Annotated in this window: 24 protein-coding genes and 4 tRNA genes; 17 read left to right on the top strand and 11 right to left on the bottom strand. The window is 58.1% G+C overall.

Translation table 11 applies throughout. The annotated features are described in order from the left end of the window. Window positions 1-18 precede the first annotated feature (18 nt). From ACUM6F_RS06675 to ACUM6F_RS06665, 3 genes are all read left to right on the top strand, one after another. Window positions 19-606 carry a TetR/AcrR family transcriptional regulator gene (locus tag ACUM6F_RS06675; RefSeq protein WP_425619934.1) on the top strand — a complete coding sequence of 196 codons (588 nt, stop codon included), beginning with the start codon at window positions 19-21 and terminating at the stop codon, window positions 604-606. Between the two features lie 146 nt (window positions 607-752). Continuing rightward, window positions 753-3,077: a stalk domain-containing protein gene (locus tag ACUM6F_RS06670; RefSeq protein ID WP_445348757.1), complete on the top strand. Its 2,325-nt coding sequence runs from the start codon at window positions 753-755 to the stop codon at window positions 3,075-3,077. Between the two features lie 225 nt (window positions 3,078-3,302). Further along, the gene (locus ACUM6F_RS06665) at window positions 3,303-5,090 is read left to right on the top strand and encodes an NADH-dependent [FeFe] hydrogenase, group A6 (protein ID WP_445348785.1); all 1,788 of its coding nucleotides are present in this window, start codon (window positions 3,303-3,305) and stop codon (window positions 5,088-5,090) included. Between the two features lie 76 nt (window positions 5,091-5,166). Here ACUM6F_RS06665 and ACUM6F_RS06660 read toward each other — a convergent pair whose 3' ends face one another. From ACUM6F_RS06660 to ACUM6F_RS06650, 3 genes are read right to left on the bottom strand one after another with little or no spacing between them, the layout of a single operon-like run. Beyond that, complete coding sequence (locus ACUM6F_RS06660) at window positions 5,167-6,060, bottom strand: metal ABC transporter permease (RefSeq protein WP_425619931.1); 894 nt, start codon at window positions 6,058-6,060, stop codon at window positions 5,167-5,169. Window positions 6,061-6,075: 15 nt separating this feature from the next. Beyond that, complete coding sequence (locus ACUM6F_RS06655) at window positions 6,076-6,795, bottom strand: metal ABC transporter ATP-binding protein (RefSeq protein ID WP_445348756.1); 720 nt, start codon at window positions 6,793-6,795, stop codon at window positions 6,076-6,078. 9 nt (window positions 6,796-6,804) lie between these two features. Next, window positions 6,805-7,233, bottom strand: a complete 429-nt coding sequence (locus tag ACUM6F_RS06650; RefSeq protein WP_445348755.1) for a Fur family transcriptional regulator — start codon at window positions 7,231-7,233, stop codon at window positions 6,805-6,807. Window positions 7,234-7,612: 379 nt separating this feature from the next. Between ACUM6F_RS06650 and ACUM6F_RS06645 the strand changes: the two genes are divergently transcribed. The 4 genes from ACUM6F_RS06645 to ACUM6F_RS06630 all read left to right on the top strand — a co-directional run bounded on the left by ACUM6F_RS06645 (window position 7,613) and on the right by ACUM6F_RS06630 (window position 13,474). Continuing rightward, a complete protein-coding gene (locus ACUM6F_RS06645; RefSeq protein WP_425619928.1) occupies window positions 7,613-10,033 on the top strand; it encodes a Lon protease family protein in 2,421 nt (806 codons plus the stop codon). 18 nt (window positions 10,034-10,051) lie between these two features. After that, window positions 10,052-10,159: a symporter small accessory protein gene (locus ACUM6F_RS06640; protein WP_425619927.1), complete on the top strand. Its 108-nt coding sequence runs from the start codon at window positions 10,052-10,054 to the stop codon at window positions 10,157-10,159. 43 nt (window positions 10,160-10,202) lie between these two features. After that, complete coding sequence (locus tag ACUM6F_RS06635) at window positions 10,203-11,777, top strand: sodium:solute symporter family protein (RefSeq protein WP_425619926.1); 1,575 nt, start codon at window positions 10,203-10,205, stop codon at window positions 11,775-11,777. Between the two features lie 200 nt (window positions 11,778-11,977). Beyond that, entirely contained in the window at window positions 11,978-13,474 is a 1,497-nt protein-coding gene (locus tag ACUM6F_RS06630) for a coiled-coil domain-containing protein (RefSeq protein ID WP_445348754.1), read from the top strand. 57 nt (window positions 13,475-13,531) lie between these two features. Here the strand turns inward: ACUM6F_RS06630 and selD are convergent, their stop codons facing one another. Further along, entirely contained in the window at window positions 13,532-14,569 is a 1,038-nt protein-coding gene (gene selD / locus ACUM6F_RS06625; RefSeq protein WP_445348784.1) for a selenide, water dikinase SelD, read from the bottom strand. 106 nt (window positions 14,570-14,675) lie between these two features. On the opposite strand from selD, the gene ACUM6F_RS06620 reads away from it, so the two are divergent. Beyond that, on the top strand, window positions 14,676-15,215 hold the full coding sequence (locus ACUM6F_RS06620) for a methylated-DNA--[protein]-cysteine S-methyltransferase (RefSeq protein WP_425619923.1): 540 nt from the start codon (window positions 14,676-14,678) through the stop codon (window positions 15,213-15,215). Here the strand turns inward: ACUM6F_RS06620 and ACUM6F_RS06615 are convergent. After that, entirely contained in the window at window positions 15,202-16,812 is a 1,611-nt protein-coding gene (locus tag ACUM6F_RS06615; RefSeq protein ID WP_425619922.1) for a methyl-accepting chemotaxis protein, read from the bottom strand. The two genes, ACUM6F_RS06620 and ACUM6F_RS06615, sit on opposite strands and share 14 nt — an antisense overlap. Before the next feature lie 206 nt (window positions 16,813-17,018). Between ACUM6F_RS06615 and gltX the strand changes: the two genes are divergently transcribed. From gltX to ACUM6F_RS06595, 4 genes are all read left to right on the top strand, one after another. Next, window positions 17,019-18,509, top strand: a complete 1,491-nt coding sequence (gene gltX / locus ACUM6F_RS06610; RefSeq protein WP_445348753.1) for a glutamate--tRNA ligase — start codon at window positions 17,019-17,021, stop codon at window positions 18,507-18,509. A 29-nt stretch (window positions 18,510-18,538) separates the two neighbouring features. Then, window positions 18,539-18,612, top strand: a tRNA-Gln gene (locus tag ACUM6F_RS06605). 11 nt (window positions 18,613-18,623) lie between these two features. Continuing rightward, window positions 18,624-18,699: transfer RNA gene (locus ACUM6F_RS06600), tRNA-Glu, on the top strand. Window positions 18,700-18,980: 281 nt separating this feature from the next. Then, window positions 18,981-19,175: a hypothetical protein gene (locus ACUM6F_RS06595; protein ID WP_445348752.1), complete on the top strand. Its 195-nt coding sequence runs from the start codon at window positions 18,981-18,983 to the stop codon at window positions 19,173-19,175. Window positions 19,176-19,178: 3 nt separating this feature from the next. Here the strand turns inward: ACUM6F_RS06595 and ACUM6F_RS06590 are convergent, their stop codons facing one another. Both ACUM6F_RS06590 and ACUM6F_RS06585 read right to left on the bottom strand, forming a co-directional pair. After that, window positions 19,179-20,123 carry a DMT family transporter gene (locus tag ACUM6F_RS06590; protein WP_445348751.1) on the bottom strand — a complete coding sequence of 315 codons (945 nt, stop codon included), beginning with the start codon at window positions 20,121-20,123 and terminating at the stop codon, window positions 19,179-19,181. A 133-nt stretch (window positions 20,124-20,256) separates the two neighbouring features. Further along, complete coding sequence (locus ACUM6F_RS06585; RefSeq protein WP_445348750.1) at window positions 20,257-20,433, bottom strand: hypothetical protein; 177 nt, start codon at window positions 20,431-20,433, stop codon at window positions 20,257-20,259. A gap of 594 nt (window positions 20,434-21,027) precedes the next feature. Here ACUM6F_RS06585 and ACUM6F_RS06580 point away from each other — a divergent pair. Then, window positions 21,028-21,104, top strand: a tRNA-Ile gene (locus tag ACUM6F_RS06580). A gap of 154 nt (window positions 21,105-21,258) precedes the next feature. Here the strand turns inward: ACUM6F_RS06580 and ACUM6F_RS06575 are convergent. Continuing rightward, window positions 21,259-21,402, bottom strand: a complete 144-nt coding sequence (locus tag ACUM6F_RS06575) for a hypothetical protein (protein ID WP_425619916.1) — start codon at window positions 21,400-21,402, stop codon at window positions 21,259-21,261. Window positions 21,403-21,555: 153 nt separating this feature from the next. Between ACUM6F_RS06575 and ACUM6F_RS06570 the strand changes: the two genes are divergently transcribed. Further along, window positions 21,556-22,170, top strand: a complete 615-nt coding sequence (locus tag ACUM6F_RS06570) for a spore coat protein (RefSeq protein WP_425619915.1) — start codon at window positions 21,556-21,558, stop codon at window positions 22,168-22,170. 554 nt (window positions 22,171-22,724) lie between these two features. Here ACUM6F_RS06570 and ACUM6F_RS06565 read toward each other — a convergent pair. Further along, window positions 22,725-22,883 (bottom strand): hypothetical protein, encoded by a 159-nt coding sequence (locus ACUM6F_RS06565; RefSeq protein WP_425619914.1) that lies wholly within the window; start codon window positions 22,881-22,883, stop codon window positions 22,725-22,727. Between the two features lie 36 nt (window positions 22,884-22,919). Next, the gene (locus ACUM6F_RS06560) at window positions 22,920-23,051 is read right to left on the bottom strand and encodes a hypothetical protein (protein WP_425619913.1); all 132 of its coding nucleotides are present in this window, start codon (window positions 23,049-23,051) and stop codon (window positions 22,920-22,922) included. A 188-nt stretch (window positions 23,052-23,239) separates the two neighbouring features. Between ACUM6F_RS06560 and ACUM6F_RS06555 the strand changes: the two genes are divergently transcribed. Next, window positions 23,240-23,809, top strand: a complete 570-nt coding sequence (locus tag ACUM6F_RS06555) for a hypothetical protein (RefSeq protein ID WP_425619912.1) — start codon at window positions 23,240-23,242, stop codon at window positions 23,807-23,809. Window positions 23,810-23,865: 56 nt separating this feature from the next. Here the strand turns inward: ACUM6F_RS06555 and ACUM6F_RS06550 are convergent, their stop codons facing one another. After that, window positions 23,866-24,060, bottom strand: a complete 195-nt coding sequence (locus tag ACUM6F_RS06550; protein WP_425619911.1) for a hypothetical protein — start codon at window positions 24,058-24,060, stop codon at window positions 23,866-23,868. 83 nt (window positions 24,061-24,143) lie between these two features. Here ACUM6F_RS06550 and ACUM6F_RS06545 point away from each other — a divergent pair, with 83 nt between their 5' ends. Both ACUM6F_RS06545 and ACUM6F_RS06540 read left to right on the top strand, forming a co-directional pair. Beyond that, complete coding sequence (locus tag ACUM6F_RS06545; RefSeq protein ID WP_425619910.1) at window positions 24,144-25,070, top strand: L-lactate dehydrogenase; 927 nt, start codon at window positions 24,144-24,146, stop codon at window positions 25,068-25,070. Between the two features lie 98 nt (window positions 25,071-25,168). Beyond that, window positions 25,169-25,243: transfer RNA gene (locus ACUM6F_RS06540), tRNA-Arg, on the top strand. Window positions 25,244-25,325 lie beyond the last annotated feature (82 nt).

The raw sequence follows: 25,325 nt of genomic DNA, 5'->3' as shown, positions 1-25,325 counted from the left end.
GGGGTGAGACCTTTGGACATGCGTGCCAGAATCATTAACGGAATGGAGGAGCTTGCCCGGCAAAAAGGGTTTTCGGCGGTGACCGTGGATGAACTCGCCGGCCATGTCGGGATATCAAAGCGAACTCTCTACCGTTATTTCAGGAGCAAAGAAGAAATCATCGCTGCGGTCATTGAGGGTCTTACCTCGCGTGTTGGCGAAGCCGTTGAAGGTTTACTGGCGACCCACGAGAATCCAATTCAGAAGCTAAAGGCGCTTGTGCCTATAATCGGGCAAAACGTCGGCCAGTTGGAGCCGGCCTTGAGAGACCTGCAGCGGCATTACCCCCGGTTGTGGGAGAAGATCGAGGGGTTTCGGGCCGGGCGCATCACCTATATGACCAGGTTGCTTGAAGAAGGGATAGCCCAGGGCTGTTTCAGTGTGGCCAATCCCAAGCTCGTTGTGACTGCGCTTATCGCCTCGGTCCGGACTATCCTCAATCCCGAGTTTATCTTTGCCAACGGGCTATCCTTTCAGGAAACGGTCCAAAACCTGCTGGACCTGTTTTTTTACGGTATCGTAACGAGAGAAAAGGAGAATTATGGTCCAGAGCGAGACCCGTCCTAGGACGAGGGATCTTGCTGGATTTCGGATTTAACCCTCGACGTTGAATTTACGTTTTCGACAACACTAGACGTCATTTTCCCGCCCCCGGCGGGATTTTTCTATATTAGAATTAGAATAACTTTTACGCCGGGAGAGGAGTGATGTTTGTGCGAAGGCTAAAGCCAAAACGTAGAATGCTGGTACTCGTCATATGCTTGATGCTGAGCCTGTCGCTCGGCTTAGGTGCAGGTTACGCCGCTGACGGGGATTTCAGCTGTGCCATTCAGGCCATCGACCCGACGACGGTGGCTCCGGGCGGAACGGTCAATGTCGGTTACGCCTGGCAAAACAAACCGGACGGAACCTATACCATCACAATTGAAATCTATGGCCCGGGGGGTTATAGCATTGTTGATTCGGCTGTGCTCCAGGAGGTTAACGGCAGTGGCTCTAAACCGATACCGATCCCTGTAAATGCCCCGGAGGGGTCTTACAACGTGGTTATCTGCCGGGCTAACAGCACCGAAGAGCTGAGCCGTGTAGACAATGCTTTCACAGTTCAGATCCCGCAGGTTACGCTGGACATCAAGTCCCCCTCGTCCGGCAGTCCGGCGAAGGTCGTCGCCGGCCAGTCGGTGAACGTGTCAGTCAAGTATACCTCGTGGACGGCCGCCACCGCGACAATCAAAATTGGCGATATTGCTGAGGGGTCCCTGCCGCTTTCTGTTTCCCAGACAGAGAAGACGGTCTCCACGTCGGTTCCCATTCCTCAGGGGGCATCCAGCGGGACTTACAGTGTCAGTGTTACCGTCGGCAATGTCAGCGACACCGAAACCGCGGCGGTTTCAGTCGTCGACGTAATCGCCGATATCAAATCCCCTACCCGCTCGTCCCCGGCGACCGCCGTTCCCGGCGAGTACCTTGACGTGAGCTTTAACTATGTGGCTGGGGTCAACAAGTCGGTTACGGTCAAGCTCCTCAAAGCCGGCGGCGCTACCGTCGCCAGCGTCTCCACCAGCGTCAGCGCCACCGCGACCACAAAGACGAAAACGGTGCACCTGCTTGTCCCGTCATCCCTTGAAAACGGCAAATACGACCTTGTAGTAATGGACGGTGACTCCGTCCTCGACAAGGAACAGGAAGCGGTCGTCTACGAAGGGGTCGACGTGAGGATTATCGAGCCGACCGAAGCCAAGCCCTGGACGGCCAAACCCGGAGAAACGGTTACGGTGAAATTTGAGTATACCGCCAGGAACGCCGCTACCGTGGACGTGTTCCTGCGGGATGCGGATGGGGACGTCTTGGTCACCAGAGGGGTTTCCCTGTCCAAGACCACGAGCGAGAAGACGATGTCCACCTCGCTGACGCTGCCGTCTTCAACGGCAAACGGCAAGTATGCGCTGGCCGTCAAGGTAAGGGCGTCCGGGGTCGTCCTCGACGAGGAGAAGGATGCTGTGCTCGTCGACAATCTCAGCGTCAACATAACCTCGCCGCTGCAAAGCCGCCCGGCAGGGGTCGTGCCCGGCGGCAAGCTCACGGTCGATTTTGAGTACACGGCCAGTACCTCGGGTTCGGTAACGGTCAAACTGGTGGACTCGGCGGGCAGGACGTACGGCAGTGCCGACAGCTCGCTTGCCAGGACGAGCGCCAAGCGGAGCCAGAGCGTAACGGTCACTGTTTCCTTGCGGATTCCCGGCGGCAGGTACGACGTCGTGGTCGTCAGCAAGACGTCCGGGGCGGCCCTCGATACCGAAGAGGACGCCGTGGTCGTGGAGGGGCTGGAAGTGGAGATCCTGTCGCCCCAGCGTGCCGATGCGGCGAGCCTGAAGCCGGGCGCCACGCTGACGGTGCGCTTCCGCTACACGGCCGACGATACCGCAACACTCCAGTTCAAGGTGCTCAACCAGTCCGGGAGTACGGTCGCTGCCTCCGAGGTGACGTTGAGCAGGTCGACGACCAGCCGGGAACAATCCGTTGCCGTCACCGTCCCGTTCGGGACGGCTGCCGGGAAATATGACGTAGCGGCTGTAAGCAAGAAGACCGGGGCGAACCTGGATGCCGAAAGAGAAGTGCTTACCGTTTTGCCGTCCGATGTCGTGAAGTTCGTCCTCGCTACACCGGGTCGCTGGGTGAACGGGGTCTACGAACCCCTTGACTGTGCTCCGGCCGTTATCCAGAACCGGACGATGCTCCCCATCCGCCACGTCGGCGAGCCGCTCGGTTTGGTCTTCTCCTGGAACCCCGAACAGAAGCTGGTTACCGTGCAGTCGGGCCGTACGGTGATCAGACTATGGATCGGCAAGAGCCGGGCCCAGCTCAGCAGGAACGGGGGACAGACGTGGGTCTCGGTCCCCATCGATTCCGAGAACCCGAACGTCTACCCGGTAACACTTTCGGGCCGGACGATGGTGCCCGTAAGGTTCGTTACGGAAACCCTGGGCGGGCAGGTGCAGTGGGATGCAGCCACCCGGACGGTTACGGTAAGAAGCTGACTTTCTGTTGAGTTCGGGGCGGATGAGGAAGGGTGCCGCGGCTTAACGCGCGGCACCTTTTTGCTGCGGCACGCGGTATTAAACAATGATATCAATCAAAGACTAGGGTTGGATCAGGTTTAATCGGTTTGGGGTGATGATCATTTGGAGCAACAGACCCACACCGGCGCGCATGTCGACCGTAGGGCTCCGGTTCCGCCGGATAGAGCTGTCGAGACCGTCCGCATTACCATCAATGGGCAGGAGGTCTATGCTGAGAAGGGAGCTAACCTTATAGACGCGGCCAGGGCGAACGGCATCGACATCCCGACTCTCTGCTACCTGAAGGGGATAAGCCAGCCCGGGTGCTGCCGCGTCTGCCTCGTGGAGATTGAAGGGGCGCGAAACCTGGCGGCGGCCTGCGTAACGGCTGTGCGCGAAGGCATGAGGGTTTTGACCAATTCGTCCCGCGTGCGGCGGGCCCGGCGGAGGGTCCTGGAGCTCTTGCTTTACGAGCATCACACCGAGTGTCCGGTCTGCCCCCGCGAGGAGACCTGTGAACTGAAAAGGCTGGCCATCCAGTACGGCGTCCGGCCGGCGCGAGTGGCGGCCAAGAGGGCGGGACGACGCATCCACGACCGGAATCCTTTTATCGTTCGGGACTACGACAAGTGCATCAAGTGCCGACGCTGCGAGGTTGTATGCCGCGATGTCCAGGGCGTCGGCGCCTTAACGGCAATCCACCGAGGCTTTGGGACGGTTATCGCCCCGGCTTTTGAGACCGACCTCGGCGAGGCGGCCTGCATCAGCTGCGGCCAGTGCCTGATGGCCTGCCCGACGGCCGCGATTACCGAGAAAGAATACATTCACGAAGTCTTCGACGTGCTCGACGATCCGGAGCTGCATGTCGTCTGCCAGACCGCGCCCAGCATCCAAGTCAGCCTGGGCGAATCATTCGGCCTTCCCCCGGGGACGGTGGTCACAGGCAAGATGGTTGCCGCCCTGCGGCGGATGGGTTTCGACCGCGTCTTCTCCACCGAGTTCGCGGCCGACGTGACCATCATGGAAGAGGCGCACGAGCTGTTGGAAAGACTGGAAGGGCACGGTGAGCTCCCGCTGATCTCGTCGTGCAGTCCCGGCTGGGTGAAGTTCTGCGAGTACTTTTACCCGGAATTCGTCGACAATTTGTCTACCTGCAAGTCTCCGCAGGAGATGCTCGGGGCCCTGGTCAAGAGCTATTACGCGGAGAAAGAGGGCCTGGACCCGGACAAGATCGTCGTCGTCGCCTTTATGCCCTGCACGGCGAAGAAGTTTGAGGCGGCCAGGCCGGAGCTGGTTTCGGACAGCAGGCGGGACGTCGACTATGTGCTTACCACCAGGGAACTGGCGAAGATGGTCCGCCTGTCGGGAATCCGCTTCCACGAACTGCCGGACGAGGATTTCGACGCCCCCCTGGGCATCGCCACCGGTGCGGGCGTCATCTTCGGCGCGGCCGGCGGCGTGATGGAGGCGGCCATCCGTACGGCCTTCGCCCTGACCGAAGGGGAGGAAATGGGGCGCGTGGAGTTTCACAAGGTCCGCGGCCTGCAGGGGGTACGGGAAGCCGAGGTCGAACTGAAGGGGCGCAAATTAAAGATCGCTGTCGCTAACGGTACGCGCAATGCCAAGCGCCTCCTCGACCGCCTGAAGGCCGGCGAGCATTTCGATTTCCTGGAGATTATGGGTTGCCCAGGGGGCTGCATCGGCGGCGGCGGGCAGCCGATCCTGCCGACGCTGTCTAAGAAAGAGCGCGCGGCCGAGATCCGGCAGCGCAGGGCGGAAGCCCTCTTCAGCATCGATCTGAGGCGCGAACTCCGGCGCTCCCACGAGCACCCGGCCGTCAAGAAACTGTACGAGGAATTCCTGGGCCGTCCGCTCAGCCCGAAGGCCAAGAAACTGTTGCATACCACGTATACGCGCCGGACCCGGTTTCCCGAGTTGCGCGAGGAAGCTAAACCGGCCGCAGCGCAGGCGCCCTCGCCAATGCTGCAGTAAGCGGCAGCAAGCGCTAGAAGACAGTAAAGCCCACCTCTTAAAACGGTGGGCTTAAACTTTTTGTTGGCAAAAATTGTCACGCTCCCGGGCTGCTGACAAGGCGTTCTGTTTCTTCGCTATCCCGTAACGGTACGGGGTGTTGTGCCGGGCGCAGGCGGAAGCTTTTCAAAAGCCCGTGGCGGGGGGACAAAACGAGGGACCCGAAGAAGAGCAGCGCCCCGCAGAGGACGATGGTCGCGCCCGAAGGCAGGTTCAACTGGTAAGAAAGCCATAGCCCGGCGACGCACGAGAAAACGCCGCATGATACGGCCACGGCGAGCATGGGGCGAAAGTTCTTGGTCAGTTCGTAAGCCGTTACGGCCGGCAGCACGAGAAGGGCCGAGGCCAGCACGATGCCGAGGATTTTCACGGTAACGACGATCGTCAGGGCGATCGCCGTCAGCAGGACGTAATAGAGAGGGGTCACCGGCAAACCCGAGGCGCGGGCCCCCTCTTCGTCGAAACAGATGAACAGGAGTTCCTTAAAGAAGAAGACGAGGAAGAGCAGAATGACGGCAGCGGTAAGGGCCAACAGTATGAGGTCGCCGCCCGTGACCGCCAGGATGTTGCCGAAAAGGATGCCGAAGAGTTCCGGGTAGTAGCCCTTGATCATGCTGATCAGGGTGATGCCCAAGGCCATAGCCCCCGAAAAGAACACGCCGATCGCGGAGTCCTCGTTGACATCGCCTTTTTTGCTGACCAGACCGATGCCCCAGGCTACCCCCGTGCAAAACAAAGCGGCGGCGACAATGGGGTTGATCCCCGTGAGGACCCCGATGGCGATGCCCCCCAGGGCGGAATGGGATATGCCCACGCCCGCAAAAGAAAGCCGCTGCAGGACCACAAACAGGGAAAGGCAGGAGCAAAGGACGCCGGCCATCACCCCGGCGGCAAGGGCGCGCTGCATAAATTCATAAGTAAGAAATTCCATTTCTACCTCCGTTTTTTACCTCAGTACGGCGGCGATTTCGGCCCGAAACTCGGGGGGGAGCCCCTCGAGGATCCGGCCCCGGTTCAGGCACAGGAACCGGTTGGCATAGCGGCTGACTGCGGCGATGTCGTGCGAAACGACGATCACGGTCAGGTTGAATTCCCGGCGCAGGTCCTCAACAACCTTGTAGAAGCGGCGCTGGGCGATGAGATCCAGACCCGTGGTGGGCTCGTCAAGGATCAACAGGCGGGTATGGCTGCACATCGCCCGGGCCAGGAGCGCCAGCTGCTGCTGCCCTCCCGACAGCTCCCCGATGGGCCGTGACTGCAGTTCGGGCGGCAGGCCCATCCGCTGCAAAGTCGCCGACGCCGTCTCGCGATCCTTCCTGCCGGGGAAACGGAAGAGCCCGATGCAGGCGACCCGGCCCATGACGGCCACGTCCAGGGCGGAAACGGGGAATCGGGCGTCAAAACGGTGCCGTTGAGGCAGGTAGCCGACCATGTGCCGGTGGTTGTTTCGCCCCGCGGGGGGCGCTCCGAAAAGCAGGATCTCGCCGGAGTGTACGGGCATAAGGCCCAGCAGCGCGCGGATCAGCGTCGTCTTCCCGGCGCCGTTGGGGCCAACGATAGCCAGGAAAACGCCCTTATCGACGGCAAAGTTTATCCGGTCAAGGATAAACCGTCCCCCGGCGGTTACGGAGACGTTTTTGAACTCCACGACAGGCTCGCTGATCACCGGCAGTTCCTAAACATTGTCACAGTCACATGCGGCGCAATACCCGTAAACCTCAAAGGCGTGGTCGACAACTCTGAAGTTGCGCTCCGCCGCCACCTCCCGCGCGCGGGTCTCGAAGGGGCAATAGGGGAGCGGGAACGATGCGCCGCATTTCAGGCATACAAGATGGTGGCCGTGTTCTCCGGCAAGTTCAAAGCGGGTGTTGAACTTGACCTTCAGGTTGATTTTGTTGACCAGGCCGTGGGCGCTCAGCAGGCTGAGATTTCTGTATACGGTGTCGAAACTGATCTGGGGCTGCTGCGGCCGTATGTGATCGTGGATCTCCTGGGCGGTCATCGGCCTTCCGGCCTCCAACAGCGTGCGGAGCAGCATTTCCCGCTGCGGGGTCAGTTTCAAGCCGCTCTCGCGCAAGCGCTTTTTCAGGCCTTCCAACTGCATTGCCCGGTCCCCCTTAATCAAGATTATGGCTTTCGTGCCAGGATTATTACTATGTACTAATTTTACAGTATTTGTACCGGGGTGCAATCGACTTCCTTAAGTTATTAATGGGTATTGGGTTTGTCCCATGGTTTAGACCACAACCTGGGCCGGTCCGGCAGGAAACCCGGCGGGGGGAGTGAATCTATTATCAACGGTGTCATTGACCGAGTTGCGCGATGCATAAAATGGCCCAGGGTCAAACCGGCCGGTAGCGCTGAAGCAATGAATAACCGTATTGGATAAATGTTTATAGGGTATCTCTATGACCCGCTTGTCACGTTTTCGACACTTCCCAGGGGCGGGTCTTCTTGTACATGCGGGGGGGAGGATGTTCAACATGCCGTTGGTGCCGCCTGAACGACTGCGGTTAAGCTGTCGCCCTGAACAGCTCGACGTTGCGGGAAGCGACCAGTTGCCCGTCCTCGACACCATCATCGGGCAGGACCGCGCGGTAAGGGCCCTGGAGTTCGGCCTGGAGATCAAATCCAAGGGGTTTAACATCTACGTCGCCGGGTTTACGGGTACCGGCAAGCATACCACCGTCAAAGCCTTTCTGGAAAGCATCGCCGCCACCAGAGAAACCCCGTCCGACTGGTGCTACGTCAACAACTTCCACGACACTTACCACCCGAAGTACATTCGCATGACCCCGGGGCAGGGCCGGGAATTCGCCCAGGACATGAAGGACCTGATTGCCGCCGCGCGCCGGGATATCGCTCGGGCCTTTGAGAGCGAGGAGTACAACCAACAGCGGAATGAAACCCTCGAGGCTCTGAACAGGCAGCGCATCGAGCTTCTTGAAGCGGTGGGCAAACGCGCCCAGGAAGAAGGTTTCGCCTTGCAGGGCACGCCGGTGGGCTTTTTTATCATCCCTGTCATTGACGGTAAACCCATCAGGGAACACGAATTTCTCAACCTGCCCGACGAGGTGAAGCAGTCGATCACGCAAAAAAGAGAAAGGCTCGAGGCCGAGCTCGAGTCGACGGTGCGCCAGCTGCAAAACATCGAACGGGCCGCGGCCGAGGCCACCGGCAAGCTTGAGCGGATGGTCGCCGAGTTTTGTGCCGGGCACCTCATCATCCGGCTGAAGAAAAAGTACGCTTCCAACCCGGCCATCGTGGCCCACCTGGATGAGGTGCTGGAGGACATCCTGGACAACATCCCCCTTTTCCGGGACGGCCAAGCCCAGCACGGCGTCCCGCCCTGGCTGACCGGCAACGCCTTCCGCAGGTACGAGGTCAACGTCCTGGTCGACAACAGCGACCTTAAAGGCGCTCCCGTGGTTATCGAACTCAATCCCCTCTTTAACCGCCTTGTCGGGCGGATTGAGCGGGAAGCGCATTTCGGCACTCTCGTTACCGACTTTTCGATGATCAAGCCGGGGGCCCTGCACAGGGCCAACGGAGGATTCCTCGTCCTTCCCGTCGAGGAACTGCTGCGCAATCCTTTCAGTTGGGATGTCTTGAAACGCTCCCTGCGTGACGGGCAGGTGACGGTGGAGGAAATAAGCGAGCAATTCGGCCTCAGCACCAGGACCATTCAGCCTATGCCTATCCCGCTCGACGTAAAGGTTATTCTCCTCGGCAATCCTTTTGTCTACAGGCTCCTTTACGCCTACGATCCGGAGTTCAGCGAACTGTTCAAGGTTAAGGCCGAGTTCGGGCGTCAGATGGAGCGCACCCCCGGAAACGAGCAGCAGTATGCCGCTTTCGCCGCCACGCTCTGTACCAAGGAGCGGCTCCGGCACCTCGACGCGCGGGCATTGGCCGCCCTGATCGAATACGGTTCCCGCCTGGCCGGCGACCAGCAAAAGCTTTCCACCTACTTCGCCGACGTCGCCGACGTCATTCGCGAGGCCGACTGCTACGCCGGCCGGGACGGCAGCGAGTACGTCGGGGTCGACCACATCAAGGCCGCCGTTCGCGAGCGGAGGCTACGCGCCGGCCTGATCGAGGAACAGTTGCAAGAGAACATCGAGCGGGGCTTTTTACGTATCGATACGAGCGGGTCGACGGTGGGACAGGTCAACGGGTTGTCGGTTATAGACCTCGGCGACATCGCCTTCGCCAGACCGGTGCGCATTTCGGCCACCGTCGCGCCGGGGAGCGGCGGCCTGATCGACATCGAACGCGAGGCGCGCCTGGGCGGACGCCTGCACACCAAGGGCGTCATGATCCTGGGCGGTTATCTGTCCGCGGTGTTCGGCCAGGCGAGACCTTTGAGCCTCACCGCCCGCTTGGTCTTCGAGCAGAGTTACAGCGAGGTCGACGGGGACAGCGCCTCGAGCGCCGAGCTTTACGCTTTGCTTTCGGCCTTGTCGGGGCTACCCGTGCGGCAAGACCTGGCCGTTACAGGCGCGATCAACCAGAAAGGGGAGGTCCTGGCTGTGGGCGGGATCAACGAAAAAATAGAAGGTTTCTTCGACCTGTGCAAAAGCCGCGGCCTAACGGGCATGCAGGGAGTGGTCATTCCCGAGAGCAACGTCCCCAACCTTATGTTGAAGGACGAGGTTATCGAAGCTGTCAGGGAAGGAAAATTCACCGTCTGGGCCGTCGCCACGGTCGGGGAGGGGGTTGAACTGCTTCTCGGCCGGGAGGCCGGCCTGCCTGACGAGAACGGGGAGTTTCCCGAGGGATCAGTTTACCGGCTCGTGGCCGAAAAGCTCGCCGAGTTCGCCGAGAGGAGCAAGGGCGGTAAAGGAGACGAACCGTCGCCGGAAGACGGCGTGAACCCGCGCGGCAAATGCAGCTGCAAATAACGCAGGAGGTAATACAAAATGCTGGGCATTCCCGATCCACAGGTTTGGCTGGCTTACGTGTTGAGCATCCTTGCCGGTCTGCTCTGCGTCGGTTACGGCATTTGCAAGTGGAACAGCGACAACTAACACCTTGACACCTTAACTGGCGAGGCGGGAAGGAGAGAGCTAGATGAGTTCGGTCACCCTCGCTGTCGTTGTGGCTTTATACATCGGAGTAACGGTTTTTCTGGCCTATCACGGTTATCGGCGGACCAAGTCCAATAAAGATTACCTCATTGCCGGCGGCGATGCCCATCCCTTCTTGATGGCGCTGGCCTACGGTTCGACCTTTATCAGCACGGCGGCCATTATCGGTTTCGGCGGTGCGGCATCCCTTTACGGGATGGGGCTTCTCTGGCTGGTGTTCGCCAATATTTTCGTCGGCATTTTCATCGCCTTTGTCGTGTACGGCAAACGCACGGCGATTATGGGCAGGGAGCTGCAGGTCCATACCTTTCCCGAACTCCTCGGCAAACGGTTTGAATCCGATTTCCTGCGCCGGGTCACCGCAGGCGTAATTGTCGCGGCGATGCCCCTGTATGCCGCCGCGGTGATGATCGGCGGGGCGCGCTTCATCGAGACCACCCTGCATATCCAGTTTTCCACGGCCGTCTGGATTCTTGCCCTGCTCGTGGGGGCTTACGTCATCACGGGGGGATTGAAGGGGGTCCTTTATACCGACGCCCTCCAGGGCTCGATAATGATGCTCGGGATGGTCGTCCTCCTCGTCGTCACCTACGCTAAACTGGGCGGCATCACCGCCGCGCACCACGCCCTGACCGATATGGCGGGGCTCGTTCCGGAAAGCCTGAAGGCCAAAGGACACCTCGGATGGACGGCCATGCCGGCGCTTGGTTCGGAACTGTGGTGGGTGGCCGTTTCGTCGCTCGTTCTGGGGGTGGGCATCGGGGTGCTCGCGCAACCCCAGCTCGTGGTCCGGTTCCTGACCGTCAAAGGTCCCCGCGAGCTGAACCGGGGTGTTTTGATCGGCGGCCTCTTCATCCTGGGCGTCATCGGTTCGGTCTATGTCGTCGGGCCGCTGACCAACGTTTTCTTCTTTGAGCACGGAGGCAAAATCTCCCTGCTTGCCGCGCTCGACCCGGCCACCGGCAAACCGAACATCGACCGCGTGATCCCCTTATACGTCAACACCGCCATGCCGGATTGGTTTTCCTACCTCTTCATGCTGACGCTGCTGGCTGCCGCGATGTCCACGCTGAGCGGCCAGTTTCACACCATCGGCACCGCGGCCAGCCACGACCTCTACCAGCGGTCGAACATCACCGTCAACCGCCTGGGGATACTCGTGACCCTGGTCATCACCGTCATCCTGTGCTTCCGCCTCCCGGGCAACATTATCGCCGTGGCTACGGCGACTTTCTTCGGCATCTGCGCGGGAGCCTTTCTTCCGGCCTACACCGCGGCCCTGTTCTGGAAGCGGGCGACCAAGGCCGGAGCGGTGGCCAGCCTTACGGTGGGCCTGCTTGCCAGCATTTTGGCGATGACCTTCCTGCACGCCAAGGAAGCCGTCGCCTTCGGCGTCAGCCAGGCCGTCTTCGGCAAGGCCACCGTGATGGCGTTCCCCTGGACGGTTATCGACCCGATTTGCTTCAGCCTGCCTTTATCCACCCTGACGCTTGTAGTCGTGAGCCTGCTGACCCAGTCGTCGGCGGCTTGCCGGCCAAGCCTCAGCAAGGGGCAGTAAGGACGGCGGAATATCGATTAGAGATGGAGGGGCGTAATCCAAGATACCGGATACGCCCTCTCTTATGTTTTAGTTTGGAGAAATTTAGAAGGAATTTGGGATAATTTGTCGTAATTTCTCCCGTAGACAATTCCTGACATCTACACTAAAAACAGCTTCAAAGCTTTTGGACGTGTCTAAATAAGGAGTGGGAGGATCTGATGATGGTTGCTTTCCGCAAGAAGTTCCGGGGCTATCACGTGGCTGACGTGGACCGGTTCTGTAACGAGGTAAACGCTGAGCTGAAGGAACTCCGAGAACGGGTCAAGCAGGCGGAAGCAGCCGAAAACGCCCTGGCCAACCTGGAGAAGGCCAAGCGGGCGGTTGAAGTCGAACTTGCGGCTGTCCAGCGTGAGCGCCGGGACCTTTTAGCCCGCGAGAAGCTGCTGGTTTCGCAGATCGCTGAATACGAAAAGAAAGAAGCCGAGTGGGCGGAAGAGAGGAAGCAGTTCGAAGAGCTCGCCGCCCGGCTCGCCGCGTACGAGGAGCAGGCGGCGGAACGGGAGGCGGAGAAGGGTCAGATCGAGGAACTGACCGGCAAGATTGAAGAATACGAGAAACTGGCCGCGGGATGGGCGGAGGAGCGCATCCAACTGCAGGCCCTGGCCGCCAAGGCCGACGAATATGAGAAAAAGGCGGCCCAGTGGACCGAGGAGCTGACGCGGCTGCCGGACCTGGTCGCCAAGGTTGTCGAATACGAGAAACAGATGGCCGAATGGGAAGAGCAGCGGGTTGCCGAGTACGAGAAACAGGCGGCGGAAATGGCGGAGGCGCGGGCGGAAATCCACGGGTTAAGGACACAGGTAGCGGAGTACGAGAAGCAGGCGGCCGAGTGGACCGCGGAGCGGGCGCGGCTGGAAAACCTGCTTGCCGAACTGGAATCGGCCAGGGGCGAGCTGCAGCGCCTGGAGAGCCTCCGGGACGAAAGCAGTCCGCCGGAACTCCTGGACCAGCTGAAGAAGGAGCTGGACAGGGCCCTCGAGCAGGTTTCGATCGGTGAGCGCAAACTGGCCGAGGCGGAGGCGGCGCTGAGGGAGCTTAATGAAGAGAAGGCCCGGCTCGCAAAGGATAGTTTTGAGGCGCTGCAGAATAAGGACAGGTACATGACGCTCGCGTTGAACGTACAGAAGCAGGTTATGGAGGTCCAGCAGGAGTGCACGCGCCTCGAGGCCCTGGTCGCCGAGCTGCAGACCGAGCGTCGCAGCCTGCAGTCAGCGCGTGACTCGGCGCTGGCGGAGAAAGAACAGTTGCAGGAGGAAATTGAGCGATTAAACGCTGAGCTTAAGGATTACAGGCTCAAGGAAGTAGCTATCGGACAGGCCTACATCCTTGCCCGCCATCACCTGAACGAAGCGGAAGCCGCAGCCAACGAGGTCTTCCGCAAGAAACTCACCGAATTAATAAGGCTGGTCGATGACCACCGCTACAAGCTTTTTGAAGACCTGACCGGCATACCGTACAAGGGCCCTGCCAACCGTGAGGGCGCTTCCCCGCGCAGGGTCATTACTTTTTTGAGCGGATCGTCGCCCCAGGCCGGCCAGGCTGCCGACGGGCAGGATGATGAGGATGAAAAGGAACGGGAAGGGATCGAGGAGCCAAACGGCGGCGACAAGTGGGACGGCCTCCTGACCAAGTTGCGGGAGAATCTGGGCCGTTAGCACTGTTCACTGTTCTAATTAAAAACTTGGCGGGGTTTTAGAAACCCCGCCAAGTTTTTAAGGCTCGACTTTAATGCAACCGGGGTTTCCTTCCGTCACTCTGCCGATGACGACCCCTTCGGTTCCCCGTTCGGCCATGGCCTCGATAAGTGCGGACGCCTTTTCCGCGGGCAGAGAGACAAGCAAACCGCCGGACGTTTGGGGGTCAAACATCAGGTCCTGGATGGCCAGCGGGATGTCAGGAACAAAGGTCACCGTGTTTGCCAGATAGCAGCGGTTGCTGTGCGCTCCGCCGGGCAGCAGGCCCATCGCGGCAAAGTCGATAGCGTCGGGCAGTAAGGGCAGTCGGGAGGCGTACAGGGTAATGCCTACTTTGCTGGCCCTGGCCATTTCGCCGGCGTGGCCGAGAAGACCGAAACCGGTAATGTCCGTACAGGCGTTCGCCCCTACATCCTGCACGGCCTCCGCGGCGCCGGCGTTCAGCGCGGCCATTTGCTCGGTGACGAGTCTGATTAAGTCGTCAGAAGCCAGGTTGGCCTTAATGGCGGTGGTGATTACTCCCGTGCCCAGTCTTTTGGTCAGCACGAGTGCATCGCCCGGTTTGGCCCCGGCGTTGGTCAGAAGCCTGTCGGGCGTCGTTACTCCGGTAACAGCCAGGCCGTACTTCGGCTCGCGGTCCTCGACGCTGTGCCCGCCCGCCAGGACTGCGCCGCTCTCCCGTACTTTAGTGGCTCCGCCCAAGAGAATCTGGGTGAGGGTATCCAGGTCGCCGTCCTTGGTCGGGTAGCAAATGATGTTCATGGCCGTCAGCGGGCGCCCGCCCATGGCGTAGATGTCGCTGAGAGCGTTGGCTGCGGCGATGCGCCCGAAATCAAAGGGATTGTCGACAACAGGCGTGAAAAAATCAACGGTCTGGATGAGCGCGGTCTGCTTGTTGAGCAGGTAAACGCCGGCGTCATCCGAGGTGTTGATCCCGACGATCAACCGCGGATCGTCGGTTGCGGGGAGGGAGCCCAAAACTTGTGCCAGGACCGCCGGTCCTATCTTGGCGGCTCACCCCGAACTGGCAGTCATAGCGGTCAGTCTCGGCGCCATCAACTACCTTCACCTCTCTTAGCTGATCATGGGCATTCTATCATTTAGGAGCGGGCTTTGGTCCATAAATAGAAATATTTTATTGTTGACATAATGGGGGTTAATAATGCTAACCCGGTTAGTGGAGCTTGATGTGGGTTGGGTCGCCTGGCTATGGTCGAAGGATGGGCTGTACGCCATCAGCCTGCCACGCCCGTCGGCGGAAACGGCCATCGGCGACCTTGGCCGCCCCGGGCTGGTTTCAGGAGGGCCGCCCACCGACGGCGCGGAGCAGAAACTGATGAAAGCGCTGGAGGCTTACTACCGCGGGGAGCGGTTAAGCTTCGACTTTGTTCCTGTCAACTGGGAGGGGCAGACGCCTTTCACCCGCCTCGTGCTGGAAGCGGTGAAGCGTATCGATTACGGCCGGACAATGTCGTACAACGAGGTTGCCGCCGCCATCAATCATCCCAGAGCAGCGCGCGCCGTCGGGGGCGCGCTCGCCCGGAACAGGACACCCCTGGTCGTGCCGTGTCACCGGGTTCTCCGTTCGGACGGCAGCATAGGAGGCTGGTCAGGCGCTCCCGATTGGAAGGAGCGCCTGCTGAGGATCGAGGGTATAACGCTTTTCGCCAGGCCTGAGATAGTTCAGCCTAGCCGACTTTAAACCGTTCCATTTTTTTGGTAACCTCGTAGGCCATCTGGTTCAGGTTTTCCATGCTCGCTGCTACCTCACCGGTGGCTGCGGCGCTCTGCTCGTTGGCCTGGACAATGGCCTGGACGGATTCCGCTATGCCCTGGCTGGAAGCCGTCTGCTCCTGTGTGGCCCGGGCGATCTCTCTGATTTCGGAGGCCATTTCCCTGATTTTGGCGGCGATGGATTGAAAGGCCTGGTATACCTGGTCGTTATTCTTTGTTCCCCCGTCCACGGCCTCGCGGGAAGACTTGATGGCCTCCTCGATCTTGGCCACCAGCCCGGCGATTTCCCTGGTGGCCTGCTGTGAACGCTCGGCCAGCCGGCGGACTTCCTGGGCTACGACGGCGAACCCGCGTCCATGCATCCCCGCCCTGGCCGCCTCGATTTGGGCGTTGAAAGCCAGAAGGTTGGTTTGATCGGCGATGTCCTCAATGGTCGCGACGATTTCACCGATCTGGTCCGAGTTCTTGGTCAGGTCGTCCATCTTCTGGTTGATCAGGCGCATGCCACCCGCCGCCGCCTTGGCCTGCTCTTCGCCTTCAGCCGCGGTTTGGGTTGTGTGGTTGGCGTTGACGAGCGCTTGCTGAGCGAGGCCGGCAATGTTCTTGATTCCCAATGACATTTTGTTGATGGCTTCGGAAATAGAGCCCAATTCACTGGCCTGCGTCTCGCTGCTTGCCGAAAGTTCCTCCGAACTGGCCGAGACGCCTTCCACCACCTGTGATACGTTGCGCATCTCCGTATTCAGGCGGGTGAGAAAATCGCGAAAGTTGTTGAGAAGGGTGTTGAGGTGACGGGCCAGCGACCCCAGTTCGTCGGTGCGGTTTGTCCCTTCGATGTGGGCGGAGAGATCCCCTTCAGCGACCCGGTCGACCTGAGTAACTATTCTACGAATAGGATTGGCAAGGGAATTGGTGAGGAACAGGGTGACGATGACCATAACCACGAGTACCACAGACGACGTCAAGCCGATGCTTTTTAGGGTGTCCATGATCATCTTGTCTACAAATGTCTTACTGGCGCCCACGTAAAACATGCCGATGATTTTACCTTCGGTATTCTTTATGGGCTGATACGCCGTCTGGTACTTGGTTCCCACGACCTCGGCCTCGCCAAAAAAAGGCTGCCCTTTAGCCAGCACCACCTGGGCTACTTCAGGCGAGACCTGGGTGCCGACGGCGCGTTTACCCTCTTTTTTAACAGTCGTGGCGACGCGGGTGTCGCCCTGAAATACGGTACAGGAGTCGCCGGTTAACCTATTTATTTCGTCGACGACGGCCCAGTTTTCGTTCATAACGTAGGGGCCTTTATAGAGCTTGCCGTCCCGGATTTCCCAGTCTCCGGGGTAGCGGGCGTCAACCAGGGCCATAGCCAGGGCGATATCGCCTTTAACCTTTTCCAGAGCGGCCATGTTGGCTTCCTTCTTTACCTGGTTTGCTGTCCAAAGCCCCGTGCCGATGATACCGAGGGCCATCACCAGCGTAACAGGTACCAGTATTTTTGATTTGATTGACTTAAAAGCCCACTTTGAAATGCCTCCCGTAACATTAGAAAGTAATTTTGCCACCCGTAAACCCCCCTGTGTTTCCCGTAAATTGCATGAACTTTCTGCAGGCTTTAACAATCTATCGGCTTTTGCCAAACAGTTCTTTAGGAAAAACGTAAGGAATGTAAGGTAAAACTAAGGATCTTACCGTGTGGCGGCTTTACAGTACAAAGAAAGTGGCAATATAATAGAAGGCGTACTGAATTTGACAGGGGAGCGGTTCTTAGATGGAGCAAGTGCGCGTGCGTTTCGCCCCGAGCCCGACGGGGAGCCTGCACATCGGCGGGGCGAGGACGGCGCTTTTTAACTGGTTATTCGCGCGGTCGCACGGCGGGGCTTTTATCCTTCGCCTCGAAGACACCGATACCGAACGGTTTATCGCCGACGCGGCCAGGGGCATACTGGCGACCCTGCGCTGGCTGGGCCTTGACTGGGATGAGGGCCCGGACAAGGGCGGCCCCTACGGTCCTTATCAACAGTCGCAGCGGTTCGACATATACAGGCGGGAGGCCGAGCGGCTGCTGGAGAAAGGGCTCGCGTACAGGTGCTACTGCAGCCCGGAAGAGTTGGCGCAGATGCGCGACGAGGCCCGCAAGCGCGGCGAGATCCCGCGTTATGACCGCCGCTGCTGCCGCCTCGGCGAGGACGAGCGTAAGACGAAGGAAGCCAACGGCATCAAGCCGGTCCTGCGCATCAAGGTGCCCGAGGATGAAACCACGGTCGTGTCCGACCTGATCCGCGGCGAGGTCAGTTTTGAGAACCGCGCGGTGATGGACGACTTTATCATCTTGAAATCCAACGGGATCGCCACCTACAATTTCGCCTGTGTGGTGGACGACTTCCTGATGCGGATTACCCACGTGATCCGCGCCGAAGAGCACCTGTCCAACACGCCCAAGCAGATTGTCATCGCACGGGCCCTGGGCTTCGAACCGCCGCAATACGCCCACGTGCCGATGATCCTTGCCCCCGACCGCTCCAAGCTGTCGAAGCGTCACGGGGCCACGGCCGTCGAAGAGTTCCGTACCGAAGGCTATCTGGCCGAAGCCATCGTCAATTACCTGGCCCTGCTTGGCTGGTCACCGGGCGGAGAGCGGGAGGTTCTGACACGCGAGGAAATCCTGGAGCGGTTTAGCCTGGAAGGTGTGTCCAAACATGCCGCTATCTATGACGTAAAGAAGCTGACGTGGATTAACGCCCAGTATCTCAGCTTGCTGCCGCTGGAAAAGATCGCGGCCGAGGCACTGCCCTTTTTCAAAGCGGCGGGGCTGGTCCCGGACGATCCCGATGCCGAAACCCTGTCTTATACGGCGCGGGTTATCGAGGCCGTGCGCACGCGGGTGCACACCCTCGTTGAACTGGCCGACGTTTCTTCGTACTTTTATAAAGACGATTTCGCCTACGAGGAAAAGGGTGTGAAAAAGCATTTCATGAAGCCGGGCGTCGCGGCTGTCCTGGATAAGGGCCGCGAAGCGCTGGCCAGCGTCGGGGATTTCACCGTGGAGGGCACGGAAGCGGCCTACCGGAAGCTTATCGAGGAACTGGGCATTTCCGGCGGAGCCATCATTCACCCGACGCGGCTGGCCCTTTCGGGGCGTACCGTAGGCCCGGGCCTTTTCGACATCATGGCCGTCCTGGGAAAAGAACGCTGCCTGGCGCGGCTGGAAAAAGCTGCATCGTTCATAAGGGCTTGCAACGAGCAGGCTGACATGCTATAATAACTCTTGCACTGTCGAGAAACAAATGGTGCGGGATGGTGTAATGGTAGCACGCATGACTCTGGATCATGCTGTCTAGGTTCGAGTCCTAGTCCCGCAGCCAATGAAAAATTCGGCCCTATCGTCTAGGGGTCCAGGACACCACCCTCTCAAGGTGGAGACACGGGTTCGAATCCCGTTAGGGCTACCAGAAATTAAACTGTTGAAGCGGTCTGGCGTGCCGCTTCAATTTATTTTTTATTTAAGGCTAATCGCCATCGCTGGACAACAAAAGGTTCCGACGGGCGTCCTGCTTTGTCGGAATTTTTCTGTTTACGGGGCATTTTGTAGGACCATGGTCCCGTACCGCCGGGACGTTGACGGCAAAGAGATGTGACCTATATCCCATAGCAATTGTAACCTTGATTAGTACGATAAAGTTAAGGATTTTACACTTGCGGCAGACGGGTGGTGGTGTACTTGATGCAGAAGATGCCTCAGGCAGACGTCAAACAGAAGTGGATCGTTTGCTTGAACAAACAAGGCTTCGTCGTCAATGCCAAAGACAAGACCCAGGCGTTGCTGCTGGCGCGAGAGCTTTTTGCCCTTAGCACCGGGCGTAAGGTGGCGCTTGAAGAACTGGACGGTTATTCGACATATGAGGCGGCACTGTGGGTCAATATTTAACAGCTACTGACGGGCAGCCGGGGTAACCGGGCCTTCGTTACTTTTTCCGGATACTGTATCTTTCCCGCCTTGCGGTCCCGTTCCGGACAATACCGCGAACACGCCGCCGGCCATAACACTCAAGCCCCCTAACATCTGAAGCAACGTCAGCTTTTCCTGCCAGAGCGCCGCCGCAAAGGCCACTGTTACCAGCGGTTCGGCGGTGCTTATGATCGACGCCCGGGTGGAACCGATAAACTTCAGGCCCTGGAAAAAGGCAAACATGGCGATCACCGTCGAGAACAGGGCGATACCGCACATGGCCGCCCAAGCGTTAAGGCTGAGACGGAATTCGAGTGTTCCGGTGGACAGCGCGATAATTAATAACGACAGGCTGGCGAACGACGAGACAAAGGCGCTTGTCACTATTGGCGACAACTGGGCCACGACACTGTTCCCCAAGACGATGTAACAGGAGTAAACGACGGCCGCGGTGAGAGCCAGGAACACGCCGAGGAAGTTTACAGCGTCAAAAGAGACGCCGAGGATCATAGCCGTCCCCAGGCTGCACAGCCCTATGGAAAGCAAGCGTAAGACCGTCAGTTTTTCTTTATTGACCAAGTAAGAGAGCACGGTGACAAAAATGGGGTAGCTGTATAAGAGCAAGGCCGCCAGAGAAGCGGGGATGTATTTTACGGAAGAAAGGTAAGAGCTCGACTGTACGGTGTAAAACACCCCGCCCAGCACGAACAGGGATGCCCACTGAAATCTTGTTGCCGGCCACTCTTTAACCTTGACGGCCGCGTATGTGAGGAGCGCCAGGGAAGCCAGCGAAAAACGAACGAAAAGCAGTGTTGTAACGCTGGCGCCCGCCTGGTAAGCGTAGAGGGCTAAAATGGGCAGCAAACCGAAGCCGACTGCCGAAACGATGACCAGGGAAACGCCGACGTAAAACGGATTGGGTTGCAAAACTTGCTTCTCCTATTGATAAAGTTCCACGGACACTTCTCCTTTCGGCCACTGAATCCCTGCAGAGTAACTGACTGATTAACAAGGTCTTACCCCGGTTAAGCCGGAGAGAGGGGCAAATCAACCGGGGCGATTATCCTTGGATGTCCTCGTCGCTGTCCGTTTTCACTTCATCATCGATTCCGTCGTCTGTAGCGTACATCCAGCCCAGACCGTCGGCAAGGTCCTCGGAAAAGCCCGCTCCCTGAGGCTCGGGCGGCATGGGTTCCGGGACGGGCCTGTTATTTTGTTTGATTTGTTCGTTTTGCATCTAAAGCAACCCCTTTCGGTTATAGGGTCCCACAATGGATGTTTTGTAAACCAAAAAAAGAACCTTTCCTTGTGGAAAGGCTCTTTCACAGTTGATTTGCCGGTTTTACTCACCTTCAGCCATGCCCATTGTGGGGAAGCCGCCGAAGAGCAGCAGAATGAGGAGTATCAGCAGCAGCGGGTCGATTTGGTTCATATCCCCCATAAGAAACAACAAAAGGAGAAGCAGTAGCAGTGGGTTAATCTGTTGTCCAGGCATATGTGGCATTAGAGATACCTCCTATGATAGTTTGGTGGCATCTTATGCAAGATGTGGTAGGGTTGCGCTTGTCCAATCAGCGCCGACTTACTTTTGACCCACTGGCGCCGGCTGGACCCACCCGGCCAGCAAGCTATGGCTTTGACTGATCGGCGTTAATCACCTCCGGTCTTGCTTGTGCTCCAAACAGACCCGCCCGTTTCTTCCCCTTCAGGCGGTAGCTTTCGCCGCTGACATCCATTCGTATCAGTTTTGTTTCTCGAATCAATACTCGTTTACTTCACCGGCGGCTTTGCTCCAAAACCTTGCTATGTTATACTGTTAATCAGGGGGAACGGGCCCATAGCTCAGGTGGTCAGAGCGCACGCCTGATAAGCGTGAGGTCGGTAGTTCGAATCTACCTGGGCCCACCAAGCTCAATCCGGTAGGATTGAGCAGCAGTAAGCTGTAAGTAGCTAGACTAGAAGGCATTCTCGTTCGGGAATGCCAAATTATTTTTGAATGGGGATTGAAAAGGATGTGGGTTCCCAGGGAGCGGGAACCCACATCTTTGTATGTAGGATGTTGCTAGATGCGGGGACCTTCGATGGTGTCATTGCCTAGAAGCTCATCTCTAGCTACCGGCCGGAGTTTGGTAGGATCGAAATCGTATTCCTTGTCGCCGGCCAACAGTCTCCGTTCGAAATCTTTGTCGTCTTTCATTTGGACCATACCGTTCACCTTCCTTATAAATGTGTCTGAATGTAACTCCGGGATTGTTCAATAATGGTAGTCTTTTTGCGGAACCGGTTTGTTATGCGTTTATGCAAACGGAGGCATAATAGATTTTGAGCTTTCAAAATAAAAGCAGAAGGGGGATTATGGATGCAGTTAGGAATGCACGAGGCTATGGAGCTGCATGAGGTTTTGAGCGGAAAGGTTAATATGATCGATCACCATGCGCTTTATATCTCGGAAGCCCAGGACCCGCAGTTGCGCTCGCTTCTTGAACGTCACCAGCAGTGGATGCTTCAGGACTACCAGAAGACTCTTAACTACTTGCAGGGGCGGGGAGTGAACGTTTCTCCGTACCATATCCGCAATGTCGGTACCCCGACTTACGGCGCTCAAGGAGGGCAAACCGTGCAGCCGCACCCGAACACCAGGCGCCTGTCCGACCAGGCCATCTGTACCGGCGCGCTGATGCTCCATAAGTGCGGGGCCAGCACGGCCACCGTTGCCGCCCTTGAGGCTGCAGACCCTGAATTGCGCTTGATGCTTACGAACGACATTTTAAGCTGCGTGAATATGGCCTATGAAATCTTCCAATATATGAACCAGAGGGGATACTACCAGGTGCCGACGGTTGACCGGCGGACGATGCAAAATATCGCCAACACCTACTCCGGGGTTGGCGGTCAGCCGATGGTCGGGCAACAGTTCCCGGGGCAGTTCCAGTTCCAACAGGGGACCTATCAGGGTCCACCCGCTTATGTCTAATATGTCTAAGCAACCCGCAAAAACAAAAGAAAGGGCCTTACGCGAGGCCCTTTCTCTTTAAGGGAAACACTATCCTTCCGCAGTTTGGTGGGGAAGATAAGAATTAAAAGGGCACCCCGTGGAGTCTCCCGTAACTGCGGCGTCGCCCACGGCGCACCGTCCCATTTCCAGCGGCGCTTTACGTTCAACCGTATAATGCGTGCATGTCCCGCAGCTGTCCATACGTAGCAAGTCCTCCTGTCTTTATGCGTCTTTAACCTCAAGCTTGCGACGGTGGAACAAAGTTTATACACCGGTATTTGGAAGCCCGACTCAAATAAAAAAGCCCGCTTGATGCGGACAATACGGACAAAATGAAACGGAGAGCGATGACAACCAAACACTAACCGACAGGACTTTGGGACTCACGTACTTGGCAAACGTTCACAACGTGCTCACGGGTCCGGAACCTAACGACTGTTGATAACCTCTCATCGCTCTCCGTGATTCGATTGTAAGCTGTGGAAAAGCACGGCGTCAACAAGAAATAGTTAGAAAATTGCAACAAGGTTTGGCTACTCTTGGGGCCGGTCTCCACGGTCTTCTCCGCGGTTTTCGCGTCGGTCTTCACCCGTACCGGGACGAACGCCCAGAGCGTTCCGCCGGAACAGGAGCCATAGCCCCCCGCCTATAAGCAGAATGATCAACAGGGTGGTAAGGGTTCCATCTGGCATTCAGCAAGCCCTCCTTATAAAGTGATTGATTTACGCTTACTTCTTCTCCGGCATCCGGTCATTCATAGAAGACTCAAGTTTATCCTCCGTACGCATCATTTGATAAGCGGCAAAGGCAGCGCTGACCAGGGCCGCCAAACCAAGCAATTTACCTATGCGAAGACGCATGCCGGACGAACCTCCCATTGCGCTTTTCTTTCAGTATCTGCAGGTTGGGTAAAAATGATACGAAGATAATTTTTGCATTGTCACTGAAGGCCAGTGATGAGCTTCTTCGCGTTTTACAGACAAAAGTACAGGGAGTTCGCTGCAGGAGTTTGGCGGGGTCTATAGGAAATAACTGGCAGGTGATAGGTATGCGTCTCCCCGGTATTGCGCTTTGTTTCGCCTTTGTTATAGGGCTGGTTCTGGCTGCCTGCACGTTTTTCAACCAACTGGGTCATTCAGGCCGATCAACCCCGGCCCAGGAAAACGTACAAGCCGTGCAGAGGGCTGGTGCCGTGCCTGCTGCCGCAGCCAGCGACCGGTTTGTCGGGGAGGAATCAGTAATGGAGCTCATCGAGAGAGCTCTTGCCGCGGACGATTTTCTCAATGCCGATTCCAAGGACGGACTGCGTGTCATCCTTGGACAAACGTATGCCGGCCCGCTGCTTGACGAATTAACCGATGCCGTATGGGAGACCCGCAACACCGATAACTGCGGCGGAGCCCGGGTGGCCGAATGGCTGGAGATAAACGTGGACGGGGGAACGGCTAGTGTTAAAGCCAGGGTGGAGACTTTAGACTGGGCTTCCGGACAATACGATCAGGGAACCGCCTCGTTCGCGCTGGCTTACGCGGCCGGCGGGTGGCGTATTGTACAAGTCGATTACTGCTGGGCTGAAGATGAATCGGCTGCTCCTGCGATTCTTCCGGATATGTTATGAGTATCGTATCTGTCACATGTTTCACCTACCATTCCGGCCTGTTGTTTCGTGACCCCTTATTTGACCTTGCGCATCTCCCACCAGGTACCCGCCCCGTCTCCCAGAAGGTTGCGCACGCTGAAGGTGCGGCGGATAAAAGCACTGGTGTTGCGCTTAAACTTGGGCCACGCCCAGGCCGCGATGTAAGTCTTTGCCACAAACCATAAAGCCTTGCGCAGCACTTTTCTCACCTCGCTTGTAATTGTTCCCATAATGCTGACCGCCCATTCAATCCCCGTTTAGTCTTGGAAAGCTTGCTGTTTTTGGGTAAGATAAAAAGAAGAGGTGACCTGGTTTGAAAATCGCCATCATCGGTGCCGGGGTGGTCGGGTCGACTATCGCCTATGCTTTAATGACGGCACAAATGGTCAATGAAATCGTCCTTATCGATATCGACGGGAAACGGGCGCAAGGGGAGGCCATGGACATCGCCGACGGGACTGCCCTCGTCGGTCCTGTCAACCTCTATGCCGGCGACTATAACGATTGTCGGGATGCAGGTATCGTGGTTTTCTGCGCAGGGGCCAATCAGCGCCCCGGGGAAAGCAGGCTGGACCTGGTTCATAAGAACCTGGCCGTGGTCCGGCAGGTAACCGGGCAGTTAACCCGCCGCTGGAACGGCGGGGTTCTCCTAATCGTGACCAACCCGGTAGACGTCCTGACCTATGCCGCCCTCAAATTCACCTCGCTCCCCTCCAGTCAGGTAATCGGTTCCGGGACGGTCCTCGACAGCGCCCGCTTCAGGAAGTTCCTGAGCCGGCACTGCCAGGTGGACGGACGTAACGTGCATGCCTACGTCATCGGCGAGCACGGCGACAGCGAGGTGTTTGCCTGGAGCCTGGCGACCATCGCGGGGGTGGCTATCGACGAGTTTTGCCGGCAGCGGGATGTGCCGCTTCCGGACAAGAAGCTGATTGCCGACCAGGTCCGCAATTCGGCGGCCGAGATCATCGCCCGCAAGGGGGCGACCTATTATGGAGTAAGCCTGGCCGTCCGCCGCATCGTCGAGTCCATCCTCCGCGACCAGCAGAGCATCCTGACGGTCTCGGGCTTGCTTGAGGGGCAATACGGCGAGTCGGGGACATGCTGCAGCCTGCCTACCGTAATGGGAAGGGAAGGGAGACACAAGGTGCTCGAACTGCCCCTTGCGCCGAATGAACTCGGGGCCCTGCACCACTCTGCAGGCCTCCTCAAACAGATCCAGCAGGAGGCGGGCCTGTAATCGGTCGCAGGTCTGTGCTCGACGCTCAGTGTTCAATGCAAGGCAGTTCAAGTTGCATTCGGTCTGTTGGTGAGGTATAATTAATTTTGCTGATCTTTGCGCCCATAGCTCAGAGGATAGAGCGCTGGCCTCCGGAGCCAGGTGCGCAGGTTCGATTCCTGCTGGGCGCACCATATTATCGACCATCAAACCCGCGAGACCAAGGGATAGCACTCAAAGGGACAATAACTGAACCGAGGGCTAACCGGTACGGGG

Source organism: Desulforudis sp. DRI-14 (assembly GCF_052618305.1).
This window is presented reverse-complemented; position numbering and strand designations above follow the sequence as displayed.

Bases quoted from the DNA above. Each gene is read 5' to 3' on its own strand.
- ACUM6F_RS06650 (WP_445348755.1), bottom strand. From the start codon at position 7,233: ATGCAGTTGGAAGGCCTGAAAAAGCGCTTGCGCGAGAGCGGCTTGAAA.
- ACUM6F_RS06570 (WP_425619915.1), top strand. From the start codon at position 21,556: ATGCAGTTAGGAATGCACGAGGCTATGGAGCTGCATGAGGTTTTGAGC.
- ACUM6F_RS06635 (WP_425619926.1), top strand. From the start codon at position 10,203: ATGAGTTCGGTCACCCTCGCTGTCGTTGTGGCTTTATACATCGGAGTA.
- ACUM6F_RS06630 (WP_445348754.1), top strand. From the start codon at position 11,978: ATGATGGTTGCTTTCCGCAAGAAGTTCCGGGGCTATCACGTGGCTGAC.
- ACUM6F_RS06560 (WP_425619913.1), bottom strand. From the start codon at position 23,051: ATGCGTCTTCGCATAGGTAAATTGCTTGGTTTGGCGGCCCTGGTCAGC.
- ACUM6F_RS06620 (WP_425619923.1), top strand. From the start codon at position 14,676: ATGCTAACCCGGTTAGTGGAGCTTGATGTGGGTTGGGTCGCCTGGCTA.
- ACUM6F_RS06585 (WP_445348750.1), bottom strand. From the start codon at position 20,433: ATGCAAAACGAACAAATCAAACAAAATAACAGGCCCGTCCCGGAACCC.
- ACUM6F_RS06595 (WP_445348752.1), top strand. From the start codon at position 18,981: ATGCCTCAGGCAGACGTCAAACAGAAGTGGATCGTTTGCTTGAACAAA.
- ACUM6F_RS06640 (WP_425619927.1), top strand. From the start codon at position 10,052: ATGCTGGGCATTCCCGATCCACAGGTTTGGCTGGCTTACGTGTTGAGC.
- gltX (WP_445348753.1), top strand. From the start codon at position 17,019: ATGGAGCAAGTGCGCGTGCGTTTCGCCCCGAGCCCGACGGGGAGCCTG.
- ACUM6F_RS06550 (WP_425619911.1), bottom strand. From the start codon at position 24,060: ATGGGAACAATTACAAGCGAGGTGAGAAAAGTGCTGCGCAAGGCTTTA.
- ACUM6F_RS06675 (WP_425619934.1), top strand. From the start codon at position 19: ATGCGTGCCAGAATCATTAACGGAATGGAGGAGCTTGCCCGGCAAAAA.
- ACUM6F_RS06575 (WP_425619916.1), bottom strand. From the start codon at position 21,402: ATGGTCCAAATGAAAGACGACAAAGATTTCGAACGGAGACTGTTGGCC.
- ACUM6F_RS06565 (WP_425619914.1), bottom strand. From the start codon at position 22,883: ATGCCAGATGGAACCCTTACCACCCTGTTGATCATTCTGCTTATAGGC.
- ACUM6F_RS06645 (WP_425619928.1), top strand. From the start codon at position 7,613: ATGCCGTTGGTGCCGCCTGAACGACTGCGGTTAAGCTGTCGCCCTGAA.
- ACUM6F_RS06555 (WP_425619912.1), top strand. From the start codon at position 23,240: ATGCGTCTCCCCGGTATTGCGCTTTGTTTCGCCTTTGTTATAGGGCTG.
- ACUM6F_RS06660 (WP_425619931.1), bottom strand. From the start codon at position 6,060: ATGGAATTTCTTACTTATGAATTTATGCAGCGCGCCCTTGCCGCCGGG.